Below are 2236 nucleotides of genomic sequence, written 5' to 3'. Positions count from 1 at the left end.
CAGCGGGATGTTCCCGTGCTTCTTCGGCGGCAGGCTCGCCCGCTTGGTGCTCAGCGCCCGCAGCGCCCGCACCACGTGCCCGCGGGTCGCGCTCGGCTCGACCACGGCGTCGACGTAGCCCCGCTCGGCCGCCACCCACGGGTTGGCCAGCGTCTCCTCGTACTCCTCGACGAGGTCGGCGCGCACCGCGTCGGCGGCCTCGCCGGCGTCGACGAGCCGCTTGCGGTGCAGCACGTTGACCGCGCCCTGCGCGCCCATCACCGCGATCTGCGCCGTGGGCCAGGCCAGGCACACGTCGGCGCCCATCTCCTTGGAGCCCATGACGATGTACGCCCCGCCGTAGGCCTTGCGCGTGATGACCGTCACCAGCGGCACCGTCGCCTCGGCGTAGGCGTACAGCAGCTTCGCGCCGCGGCGGATGATGCCGCCCCACTCCTGCTCCGTGCCCGGCAGGAAGCCCGGCACGTCGACGAACGTCAGCACCGGCACGTTGAAGGCGTCGCACATCCGCACGAACCGCGCCGCCTTCTCGCTGGCGTCGATGTCCAGCGTGCCCGCCAGCTGCTGCGGCTGGTTGGCCACGACCCCGACGCTGCGCCCCTCCACCCGGCCGAAGCCGACGATGACGTTGGGCGCGAACAGCTCGCCGAGCTCCAGGAACTCCGCGTCGTCGAGCACGTGGGCGATGACCCGGTGCATGTCGTACGGCTGGTTCGCCGAGTCGGGCACGAGCGCGTCGAGCTCGAGGTCCTCCGGCAGCGGCTCCAGCGACACCTCCACCCCCGGCACCACCGGCGGGTCGGTGAGGTTGTTGCTGGGCAGGTAGGACAGCAGCTCGCGCACGTAGGCGATCGCGTCCTCCTCGTCGACCGCCAGGTGCTGCGCGGCGCCGCTGCGGGCGTTGTGGGTGCGCCCGCCGCCCAGCTCCTCGAAGCCGACGTCCTCCCCGGTCACCGTCTTGATGACGTCGGGGCCGGTGACGAACATGTGCGACGTGCCGTCCACCATGACCGTCACGTCGGTCAGGGCCGGGGAGTAGACCGCGCCGCCGGCGCAGGGACCCATGACGAGGGAGACCTGCGGCACCACGCCCGAGGCCGCGACGTTGCGGCGGAAGATGGAGGCGTACTGCACGAGGGAGACGACGCCCTCCTGGATGCGCGCCCCGCCGGAGTCGTTGATGCCGACGACCGGGCAGCCCACCCGCATCGCGAAGTCCTGCACCTTGATGATCTTCTGGCCGTGCACCTCGCCGAGCGAGCCGCCCAGGACGGTGAAGTCCTGCGCGTAGACCGCCACGGTGCGCCCCTCCACCGTGCCGTGGCCGGTGACCACGCCGTCGCCGTAGGGGCGGGCGCGCTCCATCCCGAAGGCCGTGGAGCGGTGCCGCACCAGGGCGTCCAGCTCCACGAACGAGCCCTCGTCGAGGAGCAGCTCGATGCGCTCGCGGGCGGTCAGCTTGCCCTTGGCGTGCTGGCGCTCCACCGCGCGCTCGCTGCCCGCGTGCACGGCCTCGGCGGTGCGCCGGCGCAGCTCGGCGAGCTTGCCCGCGGTGGTGCGCGGGTCCGGTGCCCCCGCCCGGGGGGCGTCGACGCCGGTGTCCTGGGTGCTCGTCACGACGGTGAACTGTACTTGTCCGGGCGGTGGCGGCCGCCCCGCGCGCCGCCCGGACTGCCCTGCGCGGCGGCGCGTAGCGTGGGCCCGTGACGCACAGCGACGACGCCGCCGGCCACCCCGACGGGACCGCGCCGTCGGCCTGGAGCGACCTGGACCGACCGCCGCTGCGCCAGCGCGCCCTGCACCGGGCGCTGGTGGAGGAGGGCGGCTGGCGCAGCGTGGAGGTCGTGGCCCGGACCGGCTCGACGAACGCGGACCTGCTGGCCCGCGCCCGGGCGGGGGAGGCCGCCGGCGCCGTGCTCGTCGCCGAGCACCAGAGCGCCGGGCGCGGCCGGATGGGCCGCACCTGGGTGTCCCCGCCGCGATCGGGGCTGGCCGTGTCCGTGCTGCTGCGCCCGGCGGTGCCCGCGGCCCGCTGGTCCTGGCTGCCGCTGCTCGCCGGCCTCGCGCTGGCCGACGCCCTCGTCGCGGTGGCCGGGCTGCCCGCGCGGCTGAAGTGGCCCAACGACGTGCTCGTCCCGGTGCCGGCCGGGGGCGGGGGGACGGTGGAGGCCAAGGTCGCCGGCGTGCTCGTGGAGGCCGGCGGCGACGGGTCGGTCGTGCTCGGCAGCGGCCTCAA

2 protein-coding genes are annotated in these 2236 nt (G+C 75.2%); one reads left to right on the top strand and one right to left on the bottom strand.

Annotation, left to right across the window (positions count from 1 at the left end; translation table 11 throughout):
- Positions 1 to 1617 (bottom strand): acyl-CoA carboxylase subunit beta (locus ABEB16_RS16295; protein ID WP_345713277.1); only part of this gene is annotated, 1617 nt, incomplete at its 3' end.
- Between the two features lie 86 nt (positions 1618 to 1703).
- Here ABEB16_RS16295 and ABEB16_RS16290 point away from each other — a divergent pair.
- Positions 1704 to 2236 (top strand): biotin--[acetyl-CoA-carboxylase] ligase (locus ABEB16_RS16290; protein ID WP_345713276.1); only part of this gene is annotated, 533 nt, incomplete at its 3' end.

The organism is Kineococcus glutinatus, from assembly GCF_039542765.1.
Taxonomy (GTDB): domain Bacteria; phylum Actinomycetota; class Actinomycetes; order Actinomycetales; family Kineococcaceae; genus Kineococcus_A; species Kineococcus_A glutinatus.
The sequence above is the reverse complement of the archived record's forward strand: the minus strand, read 5'-3'. Positions and strand labels throughout refer to the sequence as shown.